Origin of the sequence: Thermocatellispora tengchongensis, assembly GCF_014202315.1 — a bacterium.
Lineage (GTDB): Bacteria > Actinomycetota > Actinomycetes > Streptosporangiales > Streptosporangiaceae > Thermocatellispora > Thermocatellispora tengchongensis.
This window is the reverse complement of the sequence record NZ_JACHGN010000009.1, coordinates 383,735-407,208: the sequence shown is the minus strand read 5'-3', so window position 1 is coordinate 407,208 and position 23,474 is coordinate 383,735. Positions and strand designations below refer to the sequence as shown.

Below are 23,474 nucleotides of genomic sequence, written 5' to 3'. Positions count from 1 at the left end.
GCTGCTACCTGCGTCACCGTGTCAGGGCCCGGCACGGCCGTCGCATGGATCATGTGTTTGCGTAAACATGTGGAGAATGTCTCGTAGTCTTGAGTCGCCGCCAGGTCATGTCAATAGGTAACCGAAAGTTAACAGAAATGCCTGATTTGTGGACTTTTGCGGTGCTAGGCCGACTTCGGCCCGGGCGGTTGACGGATGGGTCGTGTTCGCGCAAACATCATGCGAGAGTTTGATACTGACCACATCGGACGACCAGAGGTGACAGTGGACGGGGCGACCCAGCAAACCGCCGCGGGGCGGCGCTCGCGCAGGCGGCCGTCCATGGCCGACGTCGCCGCGATGGCGGGGGTCTCCAGCCAGACGGTCTCCCGGGTGGCCAACAACCGCAGCAACGTGGAGGAGGAGACCCGCCAGCGCGTCCTGTCGGCCATGCGCGTGCTGGGATACCGGCCCAACGCCGCCGCCCGCGCCCTGGTCACCGACCAGTTCCGCACCCTCGGCCTGATCAGCTTCGGCCTCGGCAACTTCGGCAACGCCCGCACCGTGGACTCCATCACGAGGGCGGCGCAGCGGGCCGGCTACACCGTGAACATGCTCGCCATCGAGTCGCAGACCGAGCAGGCCGTGCACGAGGCGTTCGGCCAGCTCACGATGCAAGCGGTGGACGGCATCGTGCTCATCGAGGCGCAGATCCTGGACACCCCGGCGCTTCGCCTGCCGTCGGGAGTGCCGGTCGTGCTGGCCGACGGCGACGTCAGCCACCGTCATCCCATGGTCGACACCGACCAGGCGCTCGGCGCCCGGCTCGTCACCCGCCACCTGCTCGACCTCGGCCACGAGACGGTCTGGCACGTCGCCGGGCCCGAGGACTCCTACGCCGCGCGGCGCAGGGCCGAGTCCTGGCACGCGACGCTCAAGGAAGCGGGCGCCCCGATCCCGCGGATGCTGTTCGGCGACTGGAGCGCGGCCAGCGGTTACGCGGCCGGCCGCGTGCTGGCCGAGCAGCCCGGCGTGACAGCCGTCTTCGCCGCCAACGACCAGATGGCCCTCGGCGTGATGCGCGCGTTCATCCAGGCGGGACGCCGCATCCCCGAGGACGTCAGCATCGCCGGCTTCGACGACCTCGACGAGTCGGCCTATTTCTCCCCGCCGCTCACCACCGTCCGCCAGGACTTCGACGTGCTGGCCGAGCGGATCGTGTCACTCATGCTCGACCAGATCAGGGGCGGCACGGCCCCTTCCGCCACCGCGCCCATCGCCCCCCATCTGATCATCCGCGAGAGCACCGCCGCGCCGCCGGACTGACCCGCTCCACCACGCCCGCAACGCCGGAAAAGCGTCAGCAATGCCGGAGAACCTTGCAACACCGAAGGGAGGAGCGGCCGCCCTCGCCTGCCGAGGCCGCCGCGCCGACGATGAACGCCGTACCTCGCGATGTCATGCCGGTCTCCGGGACTGCCGGCGCCCCGTCCCCGGGCGACCGGTTCTGGCGCCGGCTCGGCGGCGTGGCCTTCGGCGGCGACTACAACCCCGAGCAGTGGCCGGCCGAGACCAGGGCGGAGGATCTGCGGCTCATGGCCGACGCCCGGGTGAACCTCGTCACCGTCGGGGTGTTCGCCTGGGCCCGCGTGGAGCCCACGCGCGGCGCGTACGACTTCTCCTTCTTCGACCAGGTCCTGGATGACCTGCACGCGCACGGGATCACCGCCGACCTCGCCACCATGACGGCCTCACCGCCGCCGTGGCTGGTCCACGAGCACCCGGAGATCCTGCCGGTCACCTCGGACGGGACCGTGCTGGGCCCCGGCGGGCGGCAGCACTTCTGCCCGTCCAGCCCGGTCTACCGGGAACGCGCCGCGCTGCTGGTGGAACGGCTGGCCACGCACTACCGCGGCCACCCGGCCCTCGGACTGTGGCACGTCGGCAACGAGTACGGCTGCCACATCGGCGCCTGCTACTGCGAGGTGTCGGCGGACGACTTCCGCCGCTGGCTGCGCGAGCGGTACGCAGGCGACATCGAGGCGCTGAACGACGCCTGGTCCACGGACTTCTGGTCGCAGCGCTACGCGTCCTTCGACCACATCCGGCCGCCCCGCGTGGCGCCGACGTACCCCAACCCGGCCCAGCGGCTGGACTACATGCGCTTCAGCAACGAGGCGCTGCGCGGCTGCCTGGAGCTGGAGGCGGGCATCCTCCGGCGGATCACCCCCGAGGTGCCGATCACCACGAACTTCCTCATGGGCCTCAAGGCCGTGGACGTCTTCGACTGGGCGCCGAAGGTGGACGTGGTGTCGGTCGACTCCTACCCCGACCCCCACGATGAGCGGCCGCATCTCCTTCCCGGCCTGCTGTACGACACGATGCGCGGCGCCGGGGGCGGGGCCCCGTGGATCCTGATGGAACAGGCGCCGAGCGCGGTGAACTGGCGGGCCAGGAACGCGATCAAGCAGCCCGGCCGGATGCGGCTGTGGAGCTGGCAGGCGGTCGCGCACGGCGCCGACGCGATCCTGTACTTCCAGTGGCGGCAGTCACGCGGCGGAGCCGAGAAGTTCCACTCGGGCATGGTGCCGCACGCCGGAACCGACAGCCGGGTCTACCGCGAGATCGCGGCGCTCGGACGCGAGCTGGCCCGCGTGCCCGACCTGCCCGGCACGCGGGTCCGCAACCAGGTGGCGATCCTGCTCGACTGGAACAACTGGTGGGCGCTCGAACTCGACTCCCACCCCTCGGACGGCGTACGTCACGAGGAACGTCTGCTCGACCACTACGCTCCCCTGTTCGAACTCGGCGTCGGCGTGGACGTGGTGCCTCCGTCGGCCGATCTGACCGGCTACGCGCTCGTGGTCGTGCCGAACCTGTACCTGCTGTCGGACGAGAACGCGCGGAACCTCTCGGCGTACGTCTCCGGTGGCGGCGCGCTGGTCGTGTCCTTCTTCAGCGGGATCGTGGACGAGCACGACCGGGTGCACCTGGGCGGCTACCCGGCGCCGCTGCGCGAGGTGCTCGGGGTGCGGGTCGAGGAGTTCTGCCCGGCGGCCGAGCGCGAGACGTTCCCCGTACGGGGGTGCGGGGCGCTCGCGGACGTCGAAGGGGTCGCCGACCTGTGGCGCGAGGACCTGCGGCTGACCGGCGCGGAGCCGGAACTGGTCTTCGAGTCGCCCGACTGGGCCGGCCGGCCGGCCGTGACGAGGCACCGGTTCGGCGAGGGGGTGTCTCGCTATCTCTCGACCCGCCTCGACGAGGCCACCATGCGGGCGGTCCTCGGCCGGGCGCTCACCGAAGCCGGAGTGACCCCCGTTGTCGAAGGGCTGCCGTCCGGGGTCCAGGCGAGCGTCCGCACCGGGGCCGGACGCCGTTTCCTGATCCTGCTCAACCACACCGGCGACAAGCACGACATCGCCGTCGGGGGCGAGTGGGCGGACGCCCTCGCCCCGTCGGAAGCGGTCGCCGGCATCGTCACCCTGCCGCCTTGGGGCGTCGCGGTTCTGCGCGGCACCGAGTCGGTGGATCAGGCGTCGAATTGATCGAGCGCTCCGAGAATCGAGTGATTGGCGAACGCATGGCGGGTGAGCACAGGCGCAAGGTCCTCGTGGTTCGAGGTGGATGGGAAGGGCACGCCCCGGTGGCGGCCACCGACCTCTTCGTGCCCTTCCTGGAGAAGAACGGGTTCGAGGTGCGGCTGGCCGACAGCCCCGCGCCGTACGCGGACTCCGCGTACATGGCCGAGATCGACCTCATCGTGCAGTGCTACACCATGGGCACGATCGAGCCGGACCAGCTCCGGGGCCTGCGGGCCGCGATCGAGGCCGGCACCGGGATGGCGGGCTGGCACGGCGGCATCGCCGACTCCTTCCGCAACTCCTCCGACTACCTGCACCTCATCGGCGGGCAGTTCGCCTGCCATCCGGGCAAGCACCCGGACGACCCGGACGCCGGCACCGAGCGGCACAACTTCGTGCCGTACACGGTGAACATGCTGCCCGAGGCGGCCCGGCACCCCATCACGGCGGGGATCGGCGATTTCGACCTGGTCACCGAGCAGTACTGGGTGCTGACGGACGACTACATCGACGTGCTGGCGACCACGACCCAGAAGGTACGCCCGTGGGACCCCTGGCACCGGGAGGTGACCTCGCCGGCGATCTGGACGCGCCGGTGGGGCAAGGGGCGGATCTTCGTCACGACCCCCGGGCACAGCCTGGACGTCCTGGAGCACGACAGCGTGCGCACGATCATCGAGAGAGGGATGCTGTGGGCCAGCCGCTGACCGTGGGGATCGTGGGCTGCGGGGCCATCGCGGCCCAGTACCTGCGGACCATCGGACGCCTGCCCCAGGTACGGCTGGTGGCGGTGGCCGACCTCGACCCGGAGCGGGCCCGCGCGACCGCGCGGCCCTACCCCGGTGTCGAGGCGCTCGGGGTGGCGGAGCTGATAGCGGACCCGCGCATCCAGGTCGTGCTCAACCTGACCGTCCCGGCCGCGCACGCGGAGATCGCCCTGCGGGCCATCGCGGCGGGCAAGGACGTCTACTGCGAGAAGCCGCTGGCCGCGACCAGCCAGGACGCGCGGCGCGTGCTGGAGGCCGCCCGCGAGGCCGGGGTACGGGTCGGCTGCGCCCCCGACACCGTGCTCGGCACCGGTACGCAGACCGCCCGCGCCGCCATCGACGACGGCCTGATCGGCCGGCCCGTCGCGGCCACGGCGACCATGATGACGCCCGGCCACGAACGCTGGCACCCCAACCCCGACTTCTACTACGCGCCCGGGGGCGGGCCGCTCCTGGACATGGGCCCGTACTACGTCAGCAGCCTGGTGACCATGCTCGGGCCGGTGAGCACGGTCATCGGGGCGGCCGGCCGGACACGGGCCAAGCGCACGATCGGCTCCGGCCCCCGCCAGGGCGAGGAGATCCCGGTCACCGTGGACACCCACGTCACCGGCGTGCTCGTGCACGAGTCCGGCGCGCTGTCCACGCTGGTGATGAGCTTCGACGCGGTGGCCACCCAGGCGCCCAACATCGAGGTGCACGGGGAGCAGGGCTCGCTCGTCGTCCCCGACCCCAACCACTTCGACGGGCCGGTCCTGCTGACCCGGCTGGGCGAGGATGCCGCGAGGGAACTGCCGGTGTCGGCCGGGTACACCGAGGCGGGGCGCGGCGTGGGCCTGATCGACTTCCTGTCCGATCGCGAGCCGAGGGCGGGCGGCACACTGGCGTTCCACGTGCTCGACGTCATGGAGTCGCTGCTCGCCTCGGCGCACGCAGGCCGCTCGGTGGACGTGGAGAGCACCTGCGAGCGGCCCGCGACGGTGACGCTGAGCAACCCGGCGACCAGAGGCCAGGGGGGCGTCGCCTAGATCACAACCCTTTCTTCGGTCACCATCACCGCCACCGAACTCATGTCGATGAACTTGCCCTCATCCGGGTTCACCAGCTCCTTGTAATTCTGGGACGCGAAGAAGGCGTCGTGATCCTCCCAGCTTTCGAACCAGATCTCGGTGAGGCCGTCGTAAGCGGGACTCGGATACCCTTCCGCGGGCACCGGGTGGGAGACGGTGTACTTCTTCACGTACTTTCGCGCTTCGGGAATGGAGGCGAACAGCGGGGCGTGGTGATTGCGGTGATGCTCGACGAACTCCTCGAAGGTCATTCCATCGATACGGTTGATCATGTAAGCGAACTTGATCAAGGTTTTCCTCTTTCGAGCCGCACGGATGCGAGAGGCCGGCGACCGGATGCCCTGGCACGCGGTCGTGAGCCCTGGGCCACGCTAAACGCTCACATCGATGTCATGGGCAAGTCCGTGTGACCCAATGCACATGAGGGGTGAGATGCGGATCGGTGAGCTGTCCCTGACCGCCGCCAGAGAGGCGCTCGATCGGCCGATCGACGACAACCTCGCGTTGGTGAGCCGGATCACGGGATGATCAGCACGACCGCGCCGGCTACCGACCTCGCCCGTCTCCTCATTCCGGCGTACCTGGTTCACCTCCGCGCCGGGCCGAAGCACGAAGAGCCGCCGCGATCCACCCGAAGACCGCAGGGTCCTCCGCGTCCGTGCTGTGCGGGGTCCCGTTGATCACGGCCACCAGGGACAGGTACCTGCCATGAGTGGCGTCGTACCGGTCCTGCTCCTGGGAGTCCTCGCGTCGCATCTCCTCCGCCAGGAGGTAGGCCCTGGCCATCCGGTCACGTGACCCGGCCGTGACCTGCCCGCCGAAGACCTCGGCGGTCGCCTCCGCCATGCGGACGACCAGCTCCTGCGCCCGTGGAGAGTCCGCCGGCAGCCCGGAACGGTACGCCTCCACGATCTCCTCCCCGATCTTCGCCCCCTCCTTGTGGATGAAGTCCCACACCGATGGGGTGGCCAGGCTCCGTCCCGGGAATGTGGCGTACATGTCCTGGAGATAGGAGCGGACCGCGCCGCGGAACTCCTCGTCCTGTACCAGCTCGGCCAGCTCGATCCAGGCTTCGAGCTGGGTGGCGGTGGGGTCCTCGGGCAGGCGCGGACGCATCGCCCGCAACCGCTCGACGAAGCCGGAGGGTACGTCCAGGTTCTCGCCGACCTCGTGCCAGAAGTCGTCGATGAGCCGCTCGCGCTCCTCATCGGGCATCGAGACGAGTTTGTGCATCAGTGCCGCCTGCGCGGCCGTGCCTCCCTGCTTCACAAGGGTCCTCAACACGGCCCGTCTGGCCCGCAGGTCGCGCTCCTGACGCTCGATGAGCTCCAGATGCGCCGCGAGGAGATCATGCAGCGACGTCTCGCCTTCCAGGACGCGGCGGATGTCGTCCAGACCGGCGTCCAGGTCACGAAGGGTACGGATGAGTTCCAGCCGGGCGATCGCCCGGATGTCGTACAGGCGGTAGCCCGCCTCGGTCACGCGCGTGGGCGCGATGATCCCGGCGTCGGAGTAGTACCGGATGGCGCTGACGCTCAGACCGGTCCGGCGTGCCACGTCCCCGATCGGATACAGCTCGTTGTCGTCCATGCCGCCACTATGGGATCTCAAGCGGCTTGAGACTCAAGCCCCGCCCACGGGCGCCGGGCGCGTTCGCGCCGAGGCTTGTCGTGGAGCCCTCAGAGCCGGTCGCTGACTCCTCGGAGGAGCATGGCGAACGACCAGGTCGCCATGCGGGCGGGTATGGCGGAGGCGGCGCGTAGGGCGGGTTCGCTCTGGAAGGCGGTTCGGGGGCCGGTGGTCGCGATGCCCCGGGTGGCCGCGGCGGAGGCCAGGGTCGCCTGGGGCGGCGGGTCTTCTCGTAGGTGCGCAGTGCTCCGGGGACGTCGGGGGCTGTCAGGGCGCGCAGTAGGGTCGCCACGTCTTCCAGGGCTTGGCCGGCGCCCTGGGCGAGGATGGGGGGCATCGTGTGCGCCGCGTCGCCGATCAGGGCGGAGCGGCCGCGGTGCCAGCGGAGCGGGGGGCGGTGGCGGCGGTGGGGGAAGAGTTCGAGGTCCTTCTCCGACAGCGACGCCAGGAGGTCGGTGACGGGTGAGGCCCATGCCGCGTACCGTGCCCGGAGGGCGGGGAGGGCGCGGTGCGGGTGGTCGAGGTCGGTGCCGGGGCGCCGGCGGAGGTCGATGAGCCACTGGAGGAGGCCGTCGCCCGCGGGGCTCAGGCCGACGCCGCCCTGCCGGCCGAGGAAGAGCAGGGCGCGGGAGCCCAGGTCGAAGGGGGCCGGGATCAGGCCCTGCCAGGTGGCCGCGCCGGTCGGGCGTGCGACCGTGGCCGGGGCGGAGCCGAACAGCGCCGTACGCACCTGGGAGTTGACGCCGTCGGCGCCGATGAGCAGGTCGGCCTGGTACGTCGTGCCGTCCTCGGTCTGCACCCGGACGGAACGGCCGTCGTCGTGGAGGCGGGTGACGCGGGCGGCGAAGCGTACGGTCTCCTCCGGCAGGCCCTCGGCGAGCCGGGCGAGTAGCGAGCGGCGCGGGATGACCACCACCGGAGCGCCGAACCGGGCCTCCAGGCTTCCGGTGTCCACGACCATCACCGGGCGGCCCCGGGCGCTGCGGACGTCCAGGGCCTCGATGCGCTGCCCGGCGCCCTCGATCCGTACGCCGAGGTCGCGCAGGACGGCGGTGCCGTTGCTCCAGAGCGTCAGCGCGCAGCCGGTGTCGCGAGGGGCGGGCGCCCGTTCGAGCACGGTCACCGCGTGGCCTGCGGCGAGCAACCCTCTGGCCGCCGCCAGCCCGGCGATCCCGGCCCCTACGATGAGAACACGCATGACCACCCTCTACAACTCGTAGTACTACTAGTCGTAGAGGTTAGAGGTGAGGTGTGCCGGGCGGAGATCCGGCTCCGGATGATCGAGGGTCAGGTCCAGCGCAGCCGCTCGTCCAGCAGGGCCTGCTGGGCCGGGTCGGCGGTCAGCGCCAGGGCCCGTTCGTCTCCACGATCGGGCAGGCCGGCCAGGTGCGGGCCAGGCGCATCGCCTCGTCCAGGTCGGCCACCTCGACCTCGGCGAACCCGCTGATCACCTCCTTGCCCTCCAGGAACGGCCCGTCGGTGACGACCGGCTCCCCCTGGTCCAGGCGCATGGTGGTGGCGGTGTGCACCGGGTGCAGGTGCACCTGGTGGGTGATCTTGTCCGCGTTGTCACGGATAGACCAGTTGCCAGAACCTGGCCGGGGGCTTGCCGGGGACGCCGAGGGCGCCGTGCAGCGTCCCGATGTGGTCGAGGCTCGTCCGGATCTCGATCTCGGCCCGGTCGCCCGTGGCCGGGAAGGAGAGCACGACGCCGTCGTCCACCGCGGTCCAGGAGTCGGGGGCGGGCACGACCTGCCGTGCCTCCGCCTCGATCAGGTAGTCGCGGGAGATCCACAGCCGGGCCGTCCCGGGGTGCGCCGGGTCGGACCACACCGTCACCCTCAGGCTGCTGTCGCCGAGCCTGCGCGCGAAGCGCTCGTAGTCGACCTGGATCAGCGGCGCCGAGGCGCCGGCCCAGCTCAGCGGGCCCGGCCCGATCAGGCCGGCGAGGGCGGCCAGCAACAGCAGCGCGAGCGACCCCCAGCCCACCCGCTGCCACCGGGCCGCACGCCGCCGCAGGAGCGGCTCCTGCTGGCGCCGTTCCTGGTCGCCCAGTTGCAGCTCGCCCATGGGCCGCCGTTGCGCCTCGTACGCGATCCGGGATCGTGGCGGCGGTCAGGCGTCCTCGCGCCGCGGGTTCTCCAGCCGGAAGAAGCCGCCGGTCCTGCGCCCATGGCAGATGAAATGCAGGCCGCGCTCGCCGAAGGCGCCGAACCGCTCCTTGTGCCGCGCCGGACCGTCTCGTCGTGCCATCGCCGTCCACCTCCATCGGGTCCCTACCCGCCGCCCTCACCCCAAACGACGATCGGACGCTGGGCGGTGAGGGCCGGGAATCGGTGGACCCGCTGGATCGGGCGTTAATGACCGGATGTACACTTGCGGGGTGAGCACCCAGGCGGCCCCCAGGAAGCGGACTCGGAATCCCGAGGCGAGCCGGGCGGCGATTTTGGAGGCGGCGCGGGCGGCGTTCGCCGAGCGGGGGTATGCGCGGGCCACCATCCGGGAGATCGCGCAGCGGGCCGGGGTCACGCACGGGCTGGTGATGCGGCACTTCGCGTCGAAGGAGCGGCTGTTCGTCGCGGCGATGCCGGGTTCACGGGATCTGGAGAACCTGATGCCGGGCACGCCGGAGACGCTGCCCGAGCGGATCGCGCAGGCGTACGTCGAGCGGATGGAGAACGGCGACGGCAACGACCCGTTCATCGCGCTGCTCCGCAGTGCCGCCTCCGACGAGCGGGCCGCCACCGAGCTGTACGCCGCGATGCGCGAGCGCAGCACCGCGGCCTACCGGACGCTGCTGGACGGGCCGGAGGCGGAGGAGCGGGTGGACCTGCTGGGTGCGCACCTCATCGGGGTGACGTTCAGCCGATACGTGATCAAGAACGGCCCGCTGGCCGAGATGGCGCCCGAGACCCTGGTCCGCCATCTGGCCCGTTCGCTGCGCGGCATTCTGGCCGGCGGCTGAGGAGGATCGAAGAATGACCAACCCGCTCCCGGTCACGCTGGACGACGTCCAGGACGCGGCGGCCCGGCTCAAGGGCGTCGCGCACCGCACGCCCGTCCTGCGCTCGCGCACCCTGGACGCGATGACCGGCACGCGCGCCTTCCTGAAGTGCGAGAACTTCCAGCGCATCGGCGCGTTCAAGTTCCGCGGCGCCTACAACGCCATCTCGCGGCTGTCGCCGGACCAGCTCGCCAAGGGCATCGCGGCGTACTCGTCGGGGAACCACGCCCAGGCCGTCGCCCTGGCCGCGCGCGAGCTGGGCGGCACGGCGGTGATCCTCATGCCGGAGGACACCCCGGCGTCCAAGGTGGCCGCGACCAGGGGGTACGGCGCCGAGATCGTCACCTACGACCGCTACACCGGCGACCGCGACGCCATCGGCCGGGCGCTGGCCGCCGAGCGGGGGCTGGCCCTGATCCCGCCGTACGATCATCCGCACGTCATCGCGGGGCAGGGCACGGCCGCGCTGGAGCTGATCGAGGAGGCCGGGGAGCTGGACGCGCTGCTGGTGCCGGTCGGCGGCGGCGGGCTCATCGCGGGCAGCGCCACAGCGGCCAAGGGCCTGCTCGCGAACGTGCGGGTGATCGGGGTGGAGCCCGAGGCGGGCGACGACACCAAGCGGTCGCTGGAGGCGGGCGAGCGGGTGGCGATCCCCGTCCCGCGTACGATCGCCGACGGCCAGGCCGCCGACATCCCCGGCGAGCTGACGTTCTCCGTCAACAGGCGGCTGGTGGACGAGATCGTGCTGGTCGGCGATGACGAGATCCGGGCGGCGATGCGGCTGGCGTTCGAGCGGCTGAAGATCGTCATCGAGCCGAGCGGCGCCAGCGCGCTGGCCGCGCTGCTGGCCGGGCGGATCACCCCGGTGCCGCAGCGCGTCGGCGTGATCATCTCCGGTGGCAACATCGACGCCCGGCGGTTCGCCGAGATCTGCGCCTGACCCGGCGCGCGGGGTCAGGACCGGCACAGGGCGGTGTCGAGTGCCTGGTTCACCTTCACCGCGCCGGCCTCGGTGCTGGGCAGGGCGTTGACCATGACGGTGGCGGCGCGGCCGTCGTCGGTGGCGGCGTCGCGCGTCTCGTAGCCGTCGATGTCGCCGCCGTGGCCCCAGGCGTGGCCGCCGCAGCTCAGCTTGATCTTGACCAGGCCGAGGCCGAACTGCCAGCCGAACGGGATGCTCTCGTCCTTGACCGTGCGCCGCATCTCGGCGAGCTGCGCCGGCTTGAGCAGCTTGCCGTCCAGCAGCGCCCGGTAGAACCGGTTCACGTCGCTCGGGGTGGCGATCATCTGGCCGGCGGCCCAGCCCCAGGAGGGGTCCATCTCGGTGAACTCCACCAGCGGGGCGCCCGGCTTGCGGTAGGCGTACCCCTCGGGGTGGGGGCTGCGGATGCCCTGCTCGCCGATGCCGGGCCAGTAGGTGTCCTTCAGGCCGAGCGGCTTGATGATCCGGTCGGTGACCTGCTCCCCGATCGGGCGTCCGGTGACCTTCTGCACCAGCAGGCCGAGCAGGATGTAGTTGGTGTTGCTGTACTCCCACTTGGTGCCGGGGGCGAACGACGCCTTGTGCGACAGGGCCAGGTCGAGCACCTGGCGGGGGTCCATGTAGGTGTGCCGGATCTCGAAGTAGTCGGTGATGAACCCGGTGTAGTTGGGCAGGCCGCTGGTGTGCTGGAGGAGCTGACGGACGGTGATCTTCCGGCCGTCGATCCCCTTGCCGCGCACCAGTTTCGGCAGGTAGTCCTCGATCGGCGCGTCGAGGTCCACCTTGCCCTCGCCGACGAGCTGGAGGACCACGGTGGCGACGTACGTCTTGGTGGCGCTGCCGATCCGGCCGTAGCCGTTCACGGGGGGCTCCGCGCCGGTCTTCCTGTCCCCGACGCCGGCGACGTAGTCGCGCGACTCGCCGTCGGCGTCGAGGACGGAGGCCCACGCACCCGGCAACTCCTTGCCGACCAGGGCGTCCAGGCTCTCCTGGACGGGGTCGGCGGTCTCGGCGGGCTCGGCGGCCGCGGCCGGCGCCGCGGCCCCGAGGGCGATCACGGCCGCGACCGCGGTCCCGAGGAGTGCGCGGCGGCGGGTGCGGGTGGTTGACATCAAGATCTCCTTGCCGGTCGGCTCGGTTGCGGACGGGTCAAGGATGTCCCGGGAGGGATGTCAAGATCGATCCCTCCTGCTGGAAACCGGTGGTAGCGCTGGCACTACTCCCCGGGCCGGGTACGGGGGCGGGGGCGGGCGCGCGGGATCGGGCGCGGCGCGGCGCCCGGGACGACGGTGTTGGAGACCGTGCCGATGCCCTCGACGGTGAGCGTGACGGTGTCGCCGGGCCTGAGGGGAGGCGGGTCCTGCCTGCCGCGCAGGCCCCACAGCTCGGCCAGGCAGCCGCCGTTGCCGCAGGTGCCCGAGCCGAGCACGTCGCCGGGGCGTACGCGGGCGCCGCGAGAGGCGTAGGCGACCAGGTCCTCGAACCGCCAGCCCATGTTGGACAGCAGGTCGCGGCCGACGACCTCGCCGTTCACCTCGGCGGTCAGGGCCAGGCGCAGGAAGCCGTCGCCGTCGCGGTACGGCTCCAGCTCGTCGGCGGTGACCAGCCAGGGCCCCAGGGTGGTGGCCGAGTCCTTGCCCTTGCACGGGCCGAGGCCGACCCGCATCTCCCGCGACTGGAGGTCGCGGGCCGACCAGTCGTTGAAGACGGTGTAGCCGTAGATGTGGTCGCGGGCCTGCTCGGGGGTGAGGTCGGCGCCCTCCCGGCCGATGACGGCGGCGACCTCCAGCTCGAAGTCCAGCGCCTGGCAGCCGGGCGGCATGGGCACGTCGTCGTGCGCGCCGATCATGGCGTACGGGTTGCCGAAGTAGAAGGTCGGCGCGTCGTACCAGGCGTCGGGCACGCCCGCGGTGTTGTCCACGCTGCGGCGCACGCCCTCGACGTGCTCCTCGAAGGCGACGAAGTCGCGGACGGTGGGCGGCTCGACGGGCGGCAGCAGCCGCACCTCGGCCAGCGGCACGGCCGGGCCGGTCTCCGGGACGGAGCCGGCGCGGATGACGTCCAGGACCGTGGCGCCCGGCGGGAACGGCAGCAGGACGTCGCCGTCCACGACCCCGCTGCGGATGACGCCCCCGTGGGCGAAGGCGGCCAGGCGCATCAGACCGGCGGCGCGACGAACACGCCGCGATCGACGTCGTTGAAGGACTCCTTGGCCACCAGCTCGTTCATCGGGTTGGCGGTGCCCCACTGGTCGGTGACCTCGGGCTGGGAGAAGTCGTAGACGTGCGGGTGCCAGGCGTCCTCGTCCAGCTCCTCCAGCTCGGTGGTGTACTCGACGGTGTTGCCGTGCGGGTCCATGAAGTAGGAGAAGGTGTTGTCGCCGGCCAGGTGGCGGCCCGGCCCCCAGATCATCCGCACCCCGGCGCGCAGCAGGCGGCCGGTGCCGTACATGTACTCGTCCAGGCCGCGCAGCTCGAAGCTGATGTGGTGCAGCGAGGCGTGCGGGCCGCGGGCGATGGCCATGCTGTGGTGCTGCGGGTTGCACCGCATGAAGTGCATGACCTGGCCCATGCGCGGGTGGGCGAGCGTGTCGGACAGCGCGAAGCCGAGGTGCGTCTCGTACCAGACGCGGGTGGCGTCGATGTCGGGCGCGTTCAGCACGACGTGCGACAGGCGCACCGGGACCGACTCCTTGGGCTCCAGCTTGCGGTGCCTGCGCACGGCGACGTCGGCGGAGACCTCGACGGTGCGGCCGTCGATGTCGAAGAAGCGGAAGCCGTAGCCGCCGCCGGGGGTGTCGAGCTTGCCCGGCTCGGAGATGAGCCGGACCTCGGCGGCGCGCAGCCGCTCGGCCAGGGCGTCCACGTCCGCGGGGGTGGCCGCGCCGAAGGAGACCAGGTCGAGCCGCTTCTCCTCCGCCTTGCGCAGGCGGACGATGTACTGCTCCGGGGAGCCCTCGGCGGCCAGGAAGCTGATGCCGGTGTCGCTGGCGACCTCGGTCAGCCCCCAGACTCCGGTGTAGAAGTCGCGCTGCTTGTCGTAGTCGGGCACGGCCAGATCGACGTGCCGCAGATGGGTGATCAGTCTCATCGATGGTCCTTCAGGTCGAACAGGCGGACGGCGGTGCCGCCGCGGATGGCGTCGTAGGTGTCGGGGTCCAGGCCCGCGGCGCGCAGCCGCTCCAGCGGATCGTCCACGCCCATGTCGAAGGGGTGGTCGGAGCCCAGCACCACCTGGCCGGGCCCGGCGGCCTCCACCAGGGCGCGCAGCGCCGGGGCCTGGTAGACCAGGGAGTCGAACCAGATGCGCCGCAGGTAGGCGCTCGGCGGCTCGGCGCATTCGCGCGCCTCGGGCCGCACCTTCCAGCCGTGGTCGGCGCGGCCCAGGTAGGTGGGCAGGTAGCCGCCGCCGTGCGCGGCCAGGATCTTCAGGCCCGGATGCCGGTCCAGCACCCCGGAGAAGATCAGGTGCGACAGGGCGACGGCGTTCTCCACCGGCTGGCCGACGATGTTGGACAGGTAGAAGCGGTCCAGCCGCTCGTCCAGCGTGCAGCCGAACGGGTGCAGGAAGATCACCGCGCCGGTCTCCTCGGCCCGCGCCCACAACGGCTCGTACGCGGGGTCGGACAGCTCGCGGCCGGGGGCGTGCGAGGAGATCTCGACGCCCTTGAGCCCGAGCGACAGGGCGTGGTCCAGCGCCTCGACGGCCAGGTCCGGGTGCTGGAGCGGGACCAGGCCCAGGCCGTGCAGCCGCCCGGGGGCCTGCGCGACGTGCTCGGCGGTGCCCTCGCCGGCCAGCCGGCACACGGTGCGCGCCAGTTCCGGATCGGCCCAGTAGTGGTAGTGGGACGGGGAGGGGCTGACGATCTGGACGTCCACGCCGGCGGCGTCCATGTCGGCCAGCCGGGCCTCGACCCGGGTGAGACGGGCCAGCCGCTCCTTGATCATCTGGCCGCTCGCCGCCAGCGAGGCGGGGCCGTTGCGCCGGGCGTCCAGCTCCCGGTGCTCGGCGAGGCCGGGACGCCCGGCGACCGCCTGCTCGATCGCGGGCAGCAGCACGTGCGCGTGCGCGTCGATGGTGGGGATCGCGCTCACGGCCGCTTCGCCACCATCGCGGTGACGCGGCCCATCAGGCCGGGCACGTCGGCGTCGGGCACCGGGTTGAGCTGCCAGTCCGCGAGCTGCAGCGACGCCTCGACCACGGCCTTGACGCGGGCGTGGCGGCGGTCCATGAACTCCTCGAACAGGCGGGTGTCCAGCTCGTCCGCGGCCAGCAGCAGCTCGGCCAGCACGGCGGCGTCCTCCAGGCACTGGGCGGCGCCCTGGGCCAGGGTGGGCGGGCAGGCGTGCGCGGCGTCGCCGATCAGCACGGTGCGCCCGCGGTTCCAGGGGCGGTCCACGAGCAGCGACTCGAACCAGGTGTAGTTGATCCGGTCCGGGTCGGTGATGTCCTGCCTGATCTCGTCCCAGGCGCCGCCGTAGCCCTCGGCCAGGGCGCGCATGTGCGCGGGCTTGTCGGCCTCGGCCACCGAGGCGCGGGGCCGGGCCTTCTCCACCAGGTAGGCGTACATCGTGTCCGGGCCGGTCGGGCAGTAGCCCGCGATGTAGCACGGGCCGCCGTAGATGAGGTCGGTGCGCTCGACCTGCTTGGGGCGGCGGGTGTGGATGCGCCAGATGCCCATGCCGGTCGGCTCGGGGGCGACCTCGATGCCCAGCAGCCCGCGCACCTTGGACCGGATGCCGTCGGCGCCCACCACCAGGTCGTACGCGGCGGCGGTGCCGTCGGACAGGTGCGCCCGCACCGCGTCGCCGGCGTCCTCCAGCGCGTTCACGGTGGTCCCGAGCATGATCCGCGCACCGGCCGCGCGCACCTCGTCGGCGAGGATCGCGGCCAGCTCGGGGCGGTTCATGCCCACGGTGGCCGGCAGGTCGGGGCCGCCGGTACGGGCGTCGGGGATCTCGGCGAGCAGGCTGCCGTCGGGGGCGCGCAGCCCCAGGGAGTCGAAGGCGAAGCCCGAGGCGCTCACCTTCTCCCACACGCCCAGGTCGCGCAGCACCCGCAGCGCGTTGCCCTGGAGGGTGATGCCGGAGCCGAGCGTGGTCAGCTCCGGCTTGATCTCGGCGATGTCCACCGCGACGCCGCCGCGGGCGAGCAGGATCGCCAGGGCCGACCCGGCGGTGCCGCAGCCGACGACGAGGACGTTCCCAACAGCAGGCATGCGTGCCTCACTCGATGTCTCATTTGATCGCGAGGGGATTGACAGGGGAGCCGACCGCGCCGGTGACCGGCAGCGGCGCGGCGGCGAGGAAGAACTCGTACACGCCGTCGCCGGCGCAGTGCGCGGCCAGGGCGTCCAGGTCCCACATCTCGCCGATGAGCAGGCCGATGTGCGGGATGGCGACCTGGTGCAGGGGCTGGAAGGCCCGGTCGAACTCGTTGGGGCGCACCTCGAAGCCCCAGGTGTCGGTGGCGATGGCGGCGATCTCGGTACGGTGCAGCCAGCCGGCGGTGGTGAACGACAGGCCGGGGGCGGGTCCCCCCGCGTACTCGCCCCAGCCCTCGCGCCGGGCCCGCGTCAGGTGGCCGGTGCGCACGCACACGATGTCGCCGCGCCCCACCCGTACGCCGTGCGCCTCGGCGGTCGCGTTCAGGTGCTCCTCGGTGATGGCGAAGCCGTCGGGCAGCTCGCCGCCGCCGATCACCAGGCCCACGTCCAGCAGCACCCCGCGGCCGGCGACCGGGGCGGCCAGGTGCTCGATGCCGGTCACCCGGTCGCCCTCGCTGGTGACCACCTTGTCGGCGGGGCGGCCGTTCCAGGCCCGGCCGTGGTCGAAGATGTGGCCCAGGCCGTCCCACTGGGTGGAGCACTGCAGCGGCATGGCGATCACGTCGTCCGCGCCGCCGATCCCGTGCGGGAACCCCTGGTCGCCGTGGACGGCGTCCAGGCCGGTGTCCAGCATCGTGTGCACCGGATTGGTGCGCCGCCGCCAGCCCCGCTGAGGGCCGTCGGCGTCGAAGCGCTGCGAGAGGGAGAACGTCACGCCCTGCCGGACCAGCGCCGCGCCCTCGCGCCGCTTGGCCTCGTCGATGAAGTTGACCGTGCCCAGCACGTCGTCCGGGCCCCAGCGGCCCCAGTTGGAGCAGCGGGCGGCGGCCTCGGCGATGGCGCCCTCGGGGTCGGTGCGGTCGAGCATCACGCCTCCCCGGCCGCGGGCTCGGCCACGCACCGGTTGCGCTGGACGCCCAGGCCGGTGATGGAGCCCTCCATCACGTCGCCCGGCCGCAGCAGCCGGCCCCAGTGCATGCCGTTGCCGGCCGGGCTGCCGGTCAGCACCAGGTCACCGGGCAGCAGCCGCACGGTCTGGGAGACGTAGGACACCAGCCGCGCGACGCCGAAGATCATGTCCTTGGTGGACTCGTCCTGCATGACCTGCCCGTTCAGCCGCAGCGTCACCTGGAGATCACCCGGGTCGCCCGCGAACGCGGCCGGCACCAGGTACGGGCCGAGCGGGGTGAAGGTCGGGGCGTTCTTGGCGCGCAGCCAGTCGGTGCCGATCTCGGGCATGTCGCGGCGGAAGACCACCTCGCGGGCGGTGACGTCGTTGGCGATGGTGTACGCCGCGACGTGGGCCAGGGCCTGGTCCGGGCCGACCCGGTACGCCGGGCGGCCGATCACCGCGGCCAGCTCCAGCTCCCAGTCCGGCTTGGCGCACCAGGAGGGGATGACCACGTCGTCGTACGGGCCGGTGATCGAGGACGGCAGCCCGAGGAACACGTACGGCTGGTCCTCGGCGGCGCGGCGGTCCATCATCGCCGCGACCTCGGCCCGCACCTGCTCGGCCGGGCGCCCGCCCTCGGGCTCGTGCGCCACGGCCAGGTCGATGACGTGGGTGCGGTAGTTGGCGCCCGACTGGAAGATCTGCCGGGGCTCGACCGGGGCGTGCACCCGCAGCGACGCCAGCGGCAGCCAGTCGCGCCGGTCGCCGGCCGCGGCCTCGTCCAGGCGCGGCAGCGCGCTGTCCCAGGATTCGAGCAGCGTGCGCGTGGTCAGCTCCGGCCCGCCGAGCGCGGGCACGGTGCGCAGGTCCAGGACGAGATCGCCGCTGATCAGGCCGGGAAAGGCGGGGCCGCCCGAGTGGGAGAAGGTGCCGAGCGCGTACGGCCCGGCCAGGGGTGATTGTGTTTCCACGAGGTTTCCTCCGGGGTGTGCCCTTTACCTTGAGGCATCACGGAGGATCTGGGAAATCGATTCCTCGGATAAGGGCCATCCATCACGTGGATGACATGGCCGGTTGCGCCGCCGAGGGCCTGACGGCCACCAGCCAGACGACGCCGCCGGCGGCCATGAGCAGGCCGAGGACCGCGAACGTCGGGGCGACCCCGGCGCGGTCGAGCAGCGCGCCGGTGGCGGCGGCGGAGACGCCCAGGCTCAGGGTCGCGGTGGCGCTCCACAGGGACGTGATCCGCCCGCGGGTCTCGTTGCCGGACGCGCCGAGCAGGGTGGTCATGGCGGCCGGGCCGTACACGACCTCGGCGGCGGAGACCAGGCCCCACAGCGCCAGCGCCCCGGCCACGCCGGCGGGCAGGCCGAGCAGCATGGTGAGCACGCCCTCGGCCAGGCAGGACAGGCCGATGACGAGGCGGCGCCCGCGCGGCCCCATGGCGCGGATGCGCGCGGCGGCGGGGATCAGGGTGGCGACGCCGACGACGCCCTGAACCGCGTAGAACCACCCGGTGCCGCCCTCGCCGAGGTCGTGCACCCGCAGCGCCAGGTAGGTCATCGCGGTGATCGTGCCGCCCAGGCCCAGGCAGAAGATCGCCTCAAGCAGCAGCAGGGCCGCGAGCACCCGGGTGCGGGCGGCGATGGCGATCCCCTCGCGCAGCGAACGCCACCACCCCTGCCGCGAGGAGCCCGCGAACCGGTCGCCCGCCCGGACCCGCCAGGTGAGCCAGGCGGAGGCGAGGAACGAGACGGCGTTGACCACGAAGGCCCAGCGCCAGCCCACGACGGTGACCACCACACCCCCGGCGGCGCCGCCCAGCGCCTGGAACACCAGCCCGTTGACCTGTACGGCCGCGGAGTACAGCGGGTACTCCTCGGGCCGGGCCAGGCTGGGCATCCACGCGTTGCGCGCGGACTGGAAGACGAACCCGGCGGCGGCGGAGGCGAAGGTCAGCGGGTAGACCAGCCACAGCCGCCCGGGATCGTCGGCGAGCAGGAACGCCGCCGCGAGCGCCGCCATGACCACGTCGGCGGCCAGCATCACGGCGCGGCGGTCGGCCCGGTCGGCGAGCACGCCGCCCCAGAGCCCGGCCAGCACGCCGGGCAGGTAGCGCACCGCGAGGGTCAGCCCGGCCGCCAGCCCGGCGCCGCTGTGCGCGTAGACCATGGCGAACACCGCGACCGAGGAGAACCAGCCCCCGCAGACGCTGATCAGGTTGCCCAGCCACAGCAGGCGCAGGTCGCGGTTGCGGACGAGCAGCTCGCGCAGCGTGCGCGCAGGTTCCACCGGCGGCCCCCTCGAACGGATGGCAACGATTTTCATGGTCGAAGCGTCGTAATACAAGGGTTGACTTTGGTTTTCATTTTCATTACTACTTCTTGAGGACATCGCCGACAAACCGGGTGAGGTGACGATGCTGCTCCGCCGGCGCCTTGTCGGCCTGGTGCGTGAGACGCCCGTGCCGGTCCTGTCCACCGTGCTGCTCGCCCTGGGCGGCACGGCCTGCGCCGTGGGCCAGGGCTTCGCCACCGCCGAGGCGCTGCGGCGGGCCTTCGCCGGGCGGCCCCTGCCCGAGCTGATGGCCCCCGTCGCGGCCGTCGCGGCGCTGGTCCTGGCCCGCACGGCGCTGCTGTGGGCCCGCGACCTCGCCGCCACCTGGACCGCGCACGCGGTCAAGGAGCGGCTGCGCGACCGGCTCACCGGCCGTCTGCTGGAGCTCGGCCCCGGATACACGCTGACCCGTCCCGCCGGCCGGGCCCAGGCCACGATCGGCGACGGCGTGGAGGCGATCCAGGCGTACGTCGGGTTCTACCTGCCGCAGGTGGCCGTCAGCCTGGCCGGCCCGGTCGCCATCGTGGCCGCGCTGTTCTGGCTCGACCCGGTGGTGGGCGCGACCGTCGGCGCGTGCGTGGCGCTGGTGCCGCTCTCGCGCCCGATGTGGCGGCGGCTGCTCGGCGACCGGGCCACCGCCCACTGGGAGGCGTACGAGCGGTTCGCCGCGCGCATCCTCGACGCGCTGAGCGGGATGACCACGCTGAAGACCCTCGGCGCCGGCGAGCGCTACGGCATGCGGCTGCGCGCCGACGCCGAGCGGCTGTACCGCGCCACCATGGGCAACCTCGCGGCCTCCACCGGGGTCTACTGCGTCACCGCGTTCGTGATGACCGCGGGCACGGCGCTGTCGGTCGCCGTCGCCGCGCTCAGGCTGGCCGAGGGCCACCTCGACGCCGCTGCGCTGTTCACGGTGCTGTTCCTGGCCGCCGAGTGCTTCCGGCCGCTGCTTGAGCTGCAGAACTACTGGCACGAGGGCTTCTACGGCCTGGCCGCCGCCGGGGGCCTGTTCTCCCTGCTCGACGCCGAGCCCCAGGTGCGCGAGCCCGCCACGCCCGTACGCCTCGCGCCGTCCGGCCCGCCCGAGGTCCGCTTCGAGGGCGTGACCTTCGCCTACCCCGGCGCCACGGGCCCCGCGCTCGACGGGGTGGACTTACGGATCGCCCCGGGCACGACGCTGGCCGTGGTCGGCCGCTCGGGCGCGGGCAAGTCCACCCTGGTCGCGCTGCTGCTGCGGTTCTTCGACCCCGGCGAGGGGCGGGTGCTGATCGACGGCGTCGACCTACGCGAGGCGCCGATCGAGCGCGTACGCGCCATGACCGCGCTGGTCAGCCAGGACGTGCACCTCTTCTACGGCACCGTGGCCGACAACCTGCGCATCGCCGCGCCCGGCGCGAGCACGGCCCGGCTGCAGGAGGCCGCCCGGCGCGCCCGGATCCACGACGTGATCGCGGCGCTGCCCGACGGCTACGACACCGTGATCGGCGAGCGCGGCGCCACCCTGTCGGGCGGCGAGCGGCAGCGCCTGGCCATCGCCCGCGCGCTGCTGAAGGACGCGCCGATCCTGGTGCTGGACGAGGCCACGTCGAGCGTGGACGGCCAGACCGAGCGCGACCTGCGCGAGGCCCTGGCCGAGATCAGCGCCGAGCGCACCACGCTGGTGATCGCGCACCGGCTGTCCACGGTGCTGGGCGCCGACCGGATCGCGGTGCTCGAAGCCGGGCGGGTCGCCGAGCAGGGGGCGCCCGCGGAGCTGTTCGCCGCGGGCGGCGCGTGGGCCGAGCTGGCCGGAGCATACGCGGGGACAGGGGCGCAGGCGGGGACAGGGACGCAGGCGGGGGCGCACGCGGGGACAGGGACGGGGGCGGCCCGGTGACCGTGCTGGAGCACGAGACGGCGACGGCCGAGCGCTGGCGGGCCGGGCGGCTGCCCGACGGCGCCCGGCGCGGCCTGCCCGGGATGCTGACCGTGCTGGCCGGGCACCGCACGACGTTCGGGCTGTCGGTGCTGGCGGGCGCGCTCAACCAGGGCTGCGGCATCGCCGCCAACACCCTCGGCGCGTACGTCGTGGTGCGCGCCCTGGGCGGGGCGGACACCGGCGATCTGTGGCGGCTGACCGGGCTGCTGCTGGCGCTGGTCGTGGTGCGGGCCGTGGCCACCTGGGTGGAGGCGTGGCTGTCCCACGAGCTGTCCTTCCGCATCCTGGCCCGGGTGCGGCAGTGGATCTACTGGGCGTTCCACCGGATCGCCCCCGGCGGGCTGCTGCGCCGCCGCGCCGGCGACCTCGTCTCGACCGCGTTGCAGGACAGCGAGAGCCTGGAGATCTTCTACGCGCACACGTCCATCTACATCGCCGTGGCGGCGATCGTCCCGCCGGCCGCGCTGGCGGTGCTCGCCTCCTGGAGCGGCTGGCTCGCGCTGGCCCTGCTGCCCTGGCTGGCGGCGGCGTACACGGTGCCGTTCTGGCTGCGCACCCGGGCGGCGGCGCACGGCCGGGCGGTGCGCGAGCGCACGGCCGCGGTGAACGTCGAGGTCGTGGACCTGATCCACGGGCTGCGCGAGATCGCGGTCTTCGGCCGCGGCGCCGACCGGCGCGACCGGATCGCGCGGGCCACCCGCGACCTCGCCGCCGCGCAGCGCGCCCAGGCCGCGCGCGGCGGGCTGGAGACCGCGCTGACCGGGCTGCTGGTGAGCGCCGGGACGCTGAGCGTGCTCGCCCTGGGCGTGGCCCTGACCTCGGCGGGCCGGCTCGACCTCGCGGCGCTCGCCCCCGCCGTCGTGCTCGGCGCGGGGACGTTCGGCCCGGTGCTCACCCTGCTGAACGTGACCCGGGTCTGGGGCATCACCTCGGCCGCCGCCGACCGGGTGTTCGACCTGCTGGAGGAGCCCGCGCCGGTCCCCGACGACGGCACCGCGCCCCCGCCCGCCGAGCCCGTCGAGGTGGCCTTCCGCGGCGTGTCCTTCCGCTACCCCGGCGCGGCGGGCTGGGCGGTCGAGGAGATCGATCTCGTCGTCCCGGCCGGGCGCACCCTGGCGCTCGCCGGGCACACCGGGGCGGGCAAGTCCACCCTGGGCCACCTGCTGCTGCGCTGGTTCGACCCGCAGCGGGGCCGGATCACGCTGAACGGCGCCGACGTGCGCGACCTGCCGCACGCCGAGCTGACCCGCCTGGTCGGGCACGTGCCGCAGGACGTGTTCCTGCTGCACGACACGATCCGGTCGAACCTGGAGCTGGCCGCGCCCGGCGCCACCCCGGAGCGGATCGCCGCCGCGTGCGACGCCGCCCTGGTCACCCCGTTCCTGGACCGGCTGCCCGACGGGCTCGACACCGTGGTGGGCGACCGGGGGGCGCGGTTGTCGGGCGGCGAGCGGCAGCGGGTGGCCATCGCCCGCGCCCTGGTGCGCGACACGCCGGTGCTGGTGCTGGACGAGTCCTCCAGCCAGCTCGACGTGCTGTCGGAGCGCGAGGTCCAGGCCGCGCTGGACCGGGCCCGCGCCGGGCGCACGACCCTCGTGATCGCGCACCGGCCGGCCACCCTGCGCGCGGCCGACGCCATCGCGGTCCTGGAACGCGGCCGGGTCGTCGATGTGGGCACCCACGAGGAGCTGCTCGCCCGCTGCCCGGCCTACGAACGTCTCGTGCGCTCCCAGGCCGACACCACGGTGTCGCTGACCGGAGCGGACGAGGCCCCGAGTCCGCGAGAAGAGGGGAGGAGGTGACCCGGCATGACCGTCAAGAAGCTGAAGGTGAAGGCGCGCAACGCGTCCGTTCACTCGTCCAACCACGCCACGGTGGCGCTCGCCAAGGTGGCCTGGCGCTAGTCGGCTGAACCCCGGGCGCGGGCCTGAGCCAACCACGCCCGCGCCCGGGTCTCCCGGATGGTACTGACAAGGAAGGTGCGGTCGC

General features: G+C 72.8%; 22 protein-coding genes. 8 read left to right on the top strand and 14 right to left on the bottom strand.

All coding sequences use genetic code 11. The features are described from left to right. The first annotated feature begins 321 nt into the window (after positions 1–321). The 4 genes from HNP84_RS23055 to HNP84_RS53330 all read left to right on the top strand — a co-directional run bounded on the left by HNP84_RS23055 (position 322) and on the right by HNP84_RS53330 (position 5,355). Positions 322–1,305: a LacI family DNA-binding transcriptional regulator gene (locus HNP84_RS23055; protein ID WP_185051848.1), complete on the top strand. Its 984-nt coding sequence runs from the start codon at positions 322–324 to the stop codon at positions 1,303–1,305. 134 nt (positions 1,306–1,439) lie between these two features. Further along, positions 1,440–3,524, top strand: a complete 2,085-nt coding sequence (locus HNP84_RS23050) for a beta-galactosidase (protein WP_185051847.1) — start codon at positions 1,440–1,442, stop codon at positions 3,522–3,524. Between the two features lie 98 nt (positions 3,525–3,622). After that, positions 3,623–4,267, top strand: coding sequence for a ThuA domain-containing protein (locus tag HNP84_RS53335; RefSeq protein WP_312925514.1), 645 nt, complete (start codon positions 3,623–3,625; stop codon positions 4,265–4,267). Continuing rightward, a complete protein-coding gene (locus tag HNP84_RS53330) occupies positions 4,252–5,355 on the top strand; it encodes a Gfo/Idh/MocA family protein (protein ID WP_185051845.1) in 1,104 nt (367 codons plus the stop codon). The genes HNP84_RS53335 and HNP84_RS53330 overlap by 16 nt, the downstream gene beginning before the upstream one ends. Here HNP84_RS53330 and HNP84_RS23035 read toward each other — a convergent pair. From HNP84_RS23035 to HNP84_RS23010, 6 genes are all read right to left on the bottom strand, one after another. Continuing rightward, positions 5,352–5,669 (bottom strand): EthD domain-containing protein, encoded by a 318-nt coding sequence (locus HNP84_RS23035; RefSeq protein ID WP_246518491.1) that lies wholly within the window; start codon positions 5,667–5,669, stop codon positions 5,352–5,354. The genes HNP84_RS53330 and HNP84_RS23035 overlap by 4 nt on opposite strands. 295 nt (positions 5,670–5,964) lie before the next feature. Beyond that, positions 5,965–6,987, bottom strand: a complete 1,023-nt coding sequence (locus HNP84_RS23030) for a MerR family transcriptional regulator (protein ID WP_185051843.1) — start codon at positions 6,985–6,987, stop codon at positions 5,965–5,967. A gap of 7 nt (positions 6,988–6,994) precedes the next feature. Next, the gene (locus tag HNP84_RS23025) at positions 6,995–8,224 is read right to left on the bottom strand and encodes an FAD-dependent oxidoreductase (protein WP_312925513.1); all 1,230 of its coding nucleotides are present in this window, start codon (positions 8,222–8,224) and stop codon (positions 6,995–6,997) included. A gap of 142 nt (positions 8,225–8,366) precedes the next feature. After that, entirely contained in the window at positions 8,367–8,570 is a 204-nt protein-coding gene (locus HNP84_RS23020) for a YciI family protein (RefSeq protein WP_312925511.1), read from the bottom strand. A 25-nt stretch (positions 8,571–8,595) separates the two neighbouring features. Further along, positions 8,596–9,096, bottom strand: a complete 501-nt coding sequence (locus HNP84_RS23015; RefSeq protein WP_185051842.1) for a hypothetical protein — start codon at positions 9,094–9,096, stop codon at positions 8,596–8,598. A 45-nt stretch (positions 9,097–9,141) separates the two neighbouring features. Next, entirely contained in the window at positions 9,142–9,279 is a 138-nt protein-coding gene (locus HNP84_RS23010) for a hypothetical protein (RefSeq protein WP_185051841.1), read from the bottom strand. Between the two features lie 130 nt (positions 9,280–9,409). On the opposite strand from HNP84_RS23010, the gene HNP84_RS23005 reads away from it, so the two are divergent. Together HNP84_RS23005 and HNP84_RS23000 are read left to right on the top strand one after the other, a co-directional pair. Beyond that, complete coding sequence (locus HNP84_RS23005) at positions 9,410–9,991, top strand: TetR/AcrR family transcriptional regulator (protein ID WP_221336570.1); 582 nt, start codon at positions 9,410–9,412, stop codon at positions 9,989–9,991. A 13-nt stretch (positions 9,992–10,004) separates the two neighbouring features. Beyond that, the gene (locus tag HNP84_RS23000) at positions 10,005–10,970 is read left to right on the top strand and encodes a threo-3-hydroxy-L-aspartate ammonia-lyase (protein ID WP_185051839.1); all 966 of its coding nucleotides are present in this window, start codon (positions 10,005–10,007) and stop codon (positions 10,968–10,970) included. A 14-nt stretch (positions 10,971–10,984) separates the two neighbouring features. Here the strand turns inward: HNP84_RS23000 and HNP84_RS22995 are convergent, their stop codons facing one another. The 8 genes from HNP84_RS22995 to HNP84_RS22960 form a co-directional block, all read right to left on the bottom strand. Next, positions 10,985–12,124, bottom strand: a complete 1,140-nt coding sequence (locus tag HNP84_RS22995) for a serine hydrolase domain-containing protein (protein WP_185051838.1) — start codon at positions 12,122–12,124, stop codon at positions 10,985–10,987. A 104-nt stretch (positions 12,125–12,228) separates the two neighbouring features. Then, positions 12,229–13,170, bottom strand: coding sequence for a fumarylacetoacetate hydrolase family protein (locus HNP84_RS22990; protein WP_185051837.1), 942 nt, complete (start codon positions 13,168–13,170; stop codon positions 12,229–12,231). Beyond that, positions 13,170–14,102 (bottom strand): VOC family protein, encoded by a 933-nt coding sequence (locus HNP84_RS22985; protein WP_185051836.1) that lies wholly within the window; start codon positions 14,100–14,102, stop codon positions 13,170–13,172. Before HNP84_RS22985 ends, HNP84_RS22990 begins: the two co-directional genes overlap by 1 nt. Then, positions 14,099–15,106, bottom strand: a complete 1,008-nt coding sequence (locus tag HNP84_RS22980) for an amidohydrolase family protein (protein ID WP_185051835.1) — start codon at positions 15,104–15,106, stop codon at positions 14,099–14,101. Before HNP84_RS22980 ends, HNP84_RS22985 begins: the two co-directional genes overlap by 4 nt. Continuing rightward, positions 15,103–16,230, bottom strand: coding sequence for an FAD-dependent monooxygenase (locus HNP84_RS22975; protein ID WP_185051834.1), 1,128 nt, complete (start codon positions 16,228–16,230; stop codon positions 15,103–15,105). The genes HNP84_RS22980 and HNP84_RS22975 overlap by 4 nt, the downstream gene beginning before the upstream one ends. Before the next feature lie 19 nt (positions 16,231–16,249). Continuing rightward, on the bottom strand, positions 16,250–17,206 hold the full coding sequence (locus HNP84_RS22970) for a cyclase family protein (protein WP_221336569.1): 957 nt from the start codon (positions 17,204–17,206) through the stop codon (positions 16,250–16,252). Then, a complete protein-coding gene (locus HNP84_RS22965; protein WP_185051832.1) occupies positions 17,206–18,201 on the bottom strand; it encodes a fumarylacetoacetate hydrolase family protein in 996 nt (331 codons plus the stop codon). The genes HNP84_RS22970 and HNP84_RS22965 overlap by 1 nt, the downstream gene beginning before the upstream one ends. An 82-nt stretch (positions 18,202–18,283) precedes the next feature. After that, positions 18,284–19,522: an MFS transporter gene (locus HNP84_RS22960; RefSeq protein WP_185051831.1), complete on the bottom strand. Its 1,239-nt coding sequence runs from the start codon at positions 19,520–19,522 to the stop codon at positions 18,284–18,286. Positions 19,523–19,649: 127 nt separating this feature from the next. Between HNP84_RS22960 and HNP84_RS22955 the strand changes: the two genes are divergently transcribed. Together HNP84_RS22955 and HNP84_RS22950 are read left to right on the top strand one after the other, a co-directional pair. Next, positions 19,650–21,443: an ABC transporter ATP-binding protein/permease gene (locus HNP84_RS22955; RefSeq protein WP_185051964.1), complete on the top strand. Its 1,794-nt coding sequence runs from the start codon at positions 19,650–19,652 to the stop codon at positions 21,441–21,443. After that, positions 21,440–23,287 carry an ABC transporter ATP-binding protein gene (locus HNP84_RS22950; RefSeq protein WP_185051830.1) on the top strand — a complete coding sequence of 616 codons (1,848 nt, stop codon included), beginning with the start codon at positions 21,440–21,442 and terminating at the stop codon, positions 23,285–23,287. The genes HNP84_RS22955 and HNP84_RS22950 overlap by 4 nt, the downstream gene beginning before the upstream one ends. Positions 23,288–23,474: the final 187 nt, after the last annotated feature.

Coding starts and splice junctions, on each gene's coding strand:
- HNP84_RS22955 (WP_185051964.1), top strand. CDS start 19,650: ATGCTGCTCCGCCGGCGCCTTGTCGGCCTGGTGCGTGAGACGCCCGTG.
- HNP84_RS23030 (WP_185051843.1), bottom strand. CDS start 6,987: ATGGACGACAACGAGCTGTATCCGATCGGGGACGTGGCACGCCGGACC.
- HNP84_RS22990 (WP_185051837.1), bottom strand. CDS start 13,170: ATGCGCCTGGCCGCCTTCGCCCACGGGGGCGTCATCCGCAGCGGGGTC.
- HNP84_RS23035 (WP_246518491.1), bottom strand. CDS start 5,669: ATGATCAACCGTATCGATGGAATGACCTTCGAGGAGTTCGTCGAGCAT.
- HNP84_RS22975 (WP_185051834.1), bottom strand. CDS start 16,230: ATGCCTGCTGTTGGGAACGTCCTCGTCGTCGGCTGCGGCACCGCCGGG.
- HNP84_RS22985 (WP_185051836.1), bottom strand. CDS start 14,102: ATGAGACTGATCACCCATCTGCGGCACGTCGATCTGGCCGTGCCCGAC.
- HNP84_RS23010 (WP_185051841.1), bottom strand. CDS start 9,279: ATGGCACGACGAGACGGTCCGGCGCGGCACAAGGAGCGGTTCGGCGCC.
- HNP84_RS23050 (WP_185051847.1), top strand. CDS start 1,440: ATGCCGGTCTCCGGGACTGCCGGCGCCCCGTCCCCGGGCGACCGGTTC.
- HNP84_RS22970 (WP_221336569.1), bottom strand. CDS start 17,206: ATGCTCGACCGCACCGACCCCGAGGGCGCCATCGCCGAGGCCGCCGCC.
- HNP84_RS23025 (WP_312925513.1), bottom strand. CDS start 8,224: ATGCGTGTTCTCATCGTAGGGGCCGGGATCGCCGGGCTGGCGGCGGCC.
- HNP84_RS23055 (WP_185051848.1), top strand. CDS start 322: ATGGCCGACGTCGCCGCGATGGCGGGGGTCTCCAGCCAGACGGTCTCC.
- HNP84_RS23015 (WP_185051842.1), bottom strand. CDS start 9,096: ATGGGCGAGCTGCAACTGGGCGACCAGGAACGGCGCCAGCAGGAGCCG.
- HNP84_RS23000 (WP_185051839.1), top strand. CDS start 10,005: ATGACCAACCCGCTCCCGGTCACGCTGGACGACGTCCAGGACGCGGCG.
- HNP84_RS22995 (WP_185051838.1), bottom strand. CDS start 12,124: ATGTCAACCACCCGCACCCGCCGCCGCGCACTCCTCGGGACCGCGGTC.